The organism is uncultured Nevskia sp. (assembly GCF_903885465.1).
GTDB lineage: Bacteria > Pseudomonadota > Gammaproteobacteria > Nevskiales > Nevskiaceae > Nevskia.
Map to the genome: position 1 here is coordinate 1 of NZ_CAISIQ010000470.1, position 4114 is coordinate 4114.

Here is a 4114-nt window from a genome sequence, read left to right on the forward strand (position 1 = left end):
ATGCCAGGAAGAGCGTAGCCAGCACAAAAACCGCGCGAAGGCGATGAGCCTGCTCGCTTCGCGGCTGCTCGACGCCGAGCGCAGCAAGCAGGACAGCGAGATGGCGGCGACGCGCAAGAAGTTGGTCGGCTCCGGCGATCGTTCCGAGCGCATCCGCACCTACAATTTTCCTCAAGGAAGAGTCACCGATCACCGCATCAACCTGACGCTGTATCAGCTTGATCGGGTGATCGCCGGTGAACTCGACGGCGTCATCAAGCCGCTGCTTGCCGAACATCAGGCCGAGCTGATGGCCAGCGCCGGGGATGCTGGCTGATGTCGGTGGAAGAAACCGCGGCACCTGCAGCGCAGCTGCCGAGCGATGCGACGCCGCGCCCGGTACCCACCGTCGAAGGTCTGGCGCCGGGCACCGTCCGCGACTGGCTGAACTGGGCCGAGTCGGAACTGGAAGCCACGTCAGACAGCGCTCGCGCAGATGCTGAAATGCTGCTCGCCCGGCTGATTGGCAGCGAACGCTCCCAGTTGCGCTTGCGCCATGAGGACGCGATCGAAGCTGCGACCGTGCTGCGCTACGCCTCGACGATCGAGCGCCGCAAGCTCGGCGAGCCGGTGGCCTATATCACCACGCGCCAAGGCTTCTGGACCCTGGAGCTGGCGGTCGACACCCATGTGCTGATTCCGCGGCCGGATACCGAGACGCTGGTCGAGTGGGCGCTGTCGCTGTTGCCCGAGAAGACTGCTGCGGCACGCGTGCTCGATCTCGGCACCGGTAGCGGCGCGATTGCTTTGGCGATCGCCAGCGAACGACCGAGTACTTCCGTCATCGCCACCGATGTGTCCGAAGCGGCACTCGATGTCGCTCGCGAGAATGCGCGGCTCAATGAAGTGAGCAACGTCGAGTTCATCTGCTCATCCTGGTTAGAAGGCCTGAGCAAAAGCGCTTGCGACGAGAGAGGGGGAAACAGCTTCGATCTGATTGTTTCCAATCCTCCTTACATCGCCGAAGGCGATAGCCACCTCTCCGCGCTCCGATACGAGCCGCGCCTCGCGCTGACCTCCGGCGCGGACGGACTGGACGCGATCCGCGAGATCGTTCGCGATGCGCCTGCGCATCTGAAAGCGGGCGGCTGGCTGCTGCTCGAACACGGTTACGACCAGAGCTCAGCGGTGCGAGCCTTGCTGCAAGCAGCTGGCTTCGCCGAGCTCGAAACGCGTCGTGATTTCGGCGGGCAGGAGCGCGTCAGTGGCGGCCGTAAAGCCGGGTATAAAAGCGAATGACGGCCAAGAAATCGATTGGACTCAGCTTCGAGGATGTGCGCCGGCTGGCGCTGGCCTTGCCGGGTGTCGAAGATGGCACCAGCTATGGCACGCCAGCGCTCAAGCTGCGCGGCAAACTGTTTCTGAGGCTACGCGAAGACGGCGAAACCTTGGTGGTGCCGGCCGATGCTGCTGCCCGCGAATACTGGATGCAGATCGATCCGAAAACCTTTTTCATCACAGATCACTACATCGGCTACGACCGCCTGCTCGTCCGCCTGCCTGGGGTTCGCGAGACGGCCTTGAAGGTGATCATCGAAGCCGGCTGGCGACGGATCGCGCCGGCCAAACTACTGACGCAACATCTAAGCATCGGCGAGCCCCGGTCGTGAGCGTCGACCTCCAGCGCTACAGCCGCCAGATCGTACTTCGCGAAGTCGGCGTCAACGGCCAGAGCCTGCTGCGCGATTCGACCGCCTTGATCATCGGCATCGGCGGTCTCGGTTCGCCAGCCAGCCTGTATCTCGCCGGTGCCGGGCTCGGCCGGCTGATCTTGAGCGACCGTGACCACGTCGAACGCTCGAACCTGCAGCGGCAGATCGTCTATCGCAGTGCCGATCTGGGTCGCGCCAAGCTCGATGCGGCGGCCGACAACCTGCGCGCACTGAACCCGGAATGCGTGATCGAGACGCGCCCCGGGCCGCTCGACGGCGCAGGACTTGCTGCCGCGATAAGCGAGGCCGACATCGTGCTCGACTGCTCGGACAACTTCCCGACGCGCTTCGCGGTCAACGCCGCCTGTGTCGCCGCCCGCAAGCCGCTGGTGTCAGGCGCGGCGATCCGCTTCGAAGGCCAGATCGCGCTGTTCGTGCCGGGCGGTCCTTGCTACGCCTGCCTGTTCGGCGAGCATGGCGAAGCGACCGAAACCTGCGAGGAAGCCGGCGTGCTCGGCCCGGTGGTGGGCGTGATCGGCGCGATGCAGGCGCTGATCGCGATCAAGGCGCTGCTCGGCATCGGCGACGATGCCGGCCGCCTGCAACTCTGGGATGCGCTCAAACTGTCATGGCGACGTCTGAACATCACCCGTGATCCGCGCTGCCGCGTATGCGGCAGTCACTGAACAAACTTGCCGTGTTTGCGGCAAACCCTGAACCGATTGATTCCAAAGATGCCAACGCCCAGCACGCCAATCTTGATCCCGCGCCGTTTCGCGATCCGCCTGTTGCATGAGGCGCAGATCGCCACCGAGCCGTTCCTGAGCCTGGTCGTCGCCGATGACGGCGAGAACAGCGTGCCGAATGGCTGGATGCCGCTGGCCGCCGGCGCGTCGATCGCCGAGGCGCAGACGATGCTGGCCACGCATGGCAAGCGCATCTGGGCGCTGTACCGGCATCGGCCGGAGCTGCCGAATCCGCCGCTGGCGGAAGACTTCGCTGATCACCCCGAATACCTGCGCTTGACCGCATCACTGGCGATCAAGGGCGTGTTGCAGCTGCGCGGCTGGTGGTCGCTCGATGGCGCCATCGTCGAGCAGGAACTCGACGTCGAAGCCTGAAGCCTCGCGGACTGGCAGAATATCGGTACGACTGTTCACAAGAACGACAACGCGAGAGGAGCTGACATGACCGATGCCGCCATCACCCCACCGAAAATCCTGACCGAACGTCGCGGCCATGTGCTGCTGATTGCCTTCAATCGGCCGGAGAAGTACAACGCTTTCGACCTGGACATGCATCACCAGCTCGCGGCGGCTTACGGCCTGCTCGATACCGATCCCGAACTGCGCTGCGCGCTGGTCTACGCCAACGGCAAGCACTTCACCGCCGGCCTCGATCTGCCGAAGTGGACGCCGGCGTTCTCGTCCGGCCAATGGCCTGACCTCGCCGAGCATGAGCGCGACCCGTTCGGCCTGATTCCCGAGAAGCGCGTCTCCAAGCCCGTCGTGTTCGCGATGCACGGCATCTGCTACACGGTGGCGATCGAGCTGGCGCTGGCCGCCGACATCCGCATTGCCGCCGATGACTGCCGCTTCGGCCAGATCGAAGTCAAGCGCGGCATCTACGCGGTCGGTGGCGCGACGGTGCGCATGGTTCAGGAATTCGGCTGGGGCAATGCCCAGCGTTACCTGCTGACCGGCGACGAGTTCAACGCCGCCGAAGCGCTGCGCATCGGCCTGGTCCAGGAAGTTGCGCCGGCCGGCCAGCAGTTCGAGCGCGGTCTTGCGATCGCCGAACGAGTCGCCGCGCAGGCGCCGCTCGGTGTCTACGCCAGCCTGAAGTCCTCGCGCATCGCCATCGAGCACGGCGACCAGAGGGCGATCGATCGTCTGGTCAAGGATCTCGCGCCAATCATGGGCAGTGAGGATGTGAAGGAAGGCGTGCAGTCGTTCGTCGAGCGGCGTCCGGCTCAGTTCACGGGCAAGTAAAGCCTTGTAGGTCGGGCAAGGCCCGACCTGCGGGGCGGGACCGGCGCGTGAACGCTACAATCCGCGCCGGTCTTTTCCCGCTGATTGCCTGCCATGCGCCTGTCCCGCTTTCCGCTGTCCACGTCGAAGGAAACCCCGGCCGATGCCGCGATCGTCAGCCATCAGCTGATGCTCCGTGGCGGCTTCATCCGCCAACTGGGGTCGGGTCTTTATTCGTGGATGCCGATCGGCCTGCGGGTGCTGCACAAGATCGAGAACATCGTCCGCGAGGAAATGAACCGCGCCGGTGCTGCCGAGGTGCTGATGCCGAGTATCCACCCGGCCGAGCTGTGGCAGGAATCCGGTCGCTGGCAGGTGATGGGCGACGAGATGCTGCGCCTCAAGGATCGCCACAAGAACGAATTCTGCTACGGCCCGACACACGAGGAAGTG

6 protein-coding genes and 1 pseudogene are annotated in these 4114 nt (G+C 64.7%); all 7 read left to right on the forward strand.

The annotated features are described in order from the left end of the window. Positions 1-316 (forward strand): peptide chain release factor-like protein (locus QZY06_RS18310; RefSeq protein ID WP_295686768.1); only part of this gene is annotated, 316 nt, incomplete at its 5' end. After that, positions 316-1278: a peptide chain release factor N(5)-glutamine methyltransferase gene (gene prmC / locus QZY06_RS18315; RefSeq protein ID WP_295686770.1), complete on the forward strand. Its 963-nt coding sequence runs from the start codon at positions 316-318 to the stop codon at positions 1276-1278. The genes QZY06_RS18310 and prmC, both read left to right, overlap by 1 nt. After that, positions 1275-1649, forward strand: a complete 375-nt coding sequence (locus tag QZY06_RS18320; protein ID WP_295686772.1) for an MmcQ/YjbR family DNA-binding protein — start codon at positions 1275-1277, stop codon at positions 1647-1649. Before prmC ends, QZY06_RS18320 begins: the two co-directional genes overlap by 4 nt. Beyond that, entirely contained in the window at positions 1646-2377 is a 732-nt protein-coding gene (locus QZY06_RS18325) for a molybdopterin-synthase adenylyltransferase MoeB (protein WP_295686774.1), read from the forward strand. Before QZY06_RS18320 ends, QZY06_RS18325 begins: the two co-directional genes overlap by 4 nt. A 48-nt stretch (positions 2378-2425) precedes the next feature. Next, on the forward strand, positions 2426-2812 hold the full coding sequence (locus QZY06_RS18330; RefSeq protein ID WP_295686776.1) for a hypothetical protein: 387 nt from the start codon (positions 2426-2428) through the stop codon (positions 2810-2812). A gap of 66 nt (positions 2813-2878) precedes the next feature. Then, positions 2879-3682: a crotonase/enoyl-CoA hydratase family protein gene (locus QZY06_RS18335; RefSeq protein WP_295686778.1), complete on the forward strand. Its 804-nt coding sequence runs from the start codon at positions 2879-2881 to the stop codon at positions 3680-3682. 93 nt (positions 3683-3775) lie between these two features. Next, positions 3776-4114, forward strand: a pseudogene (locus QZY06_RS18340) (proline--tRNA ligase); the annotation flags it as partial.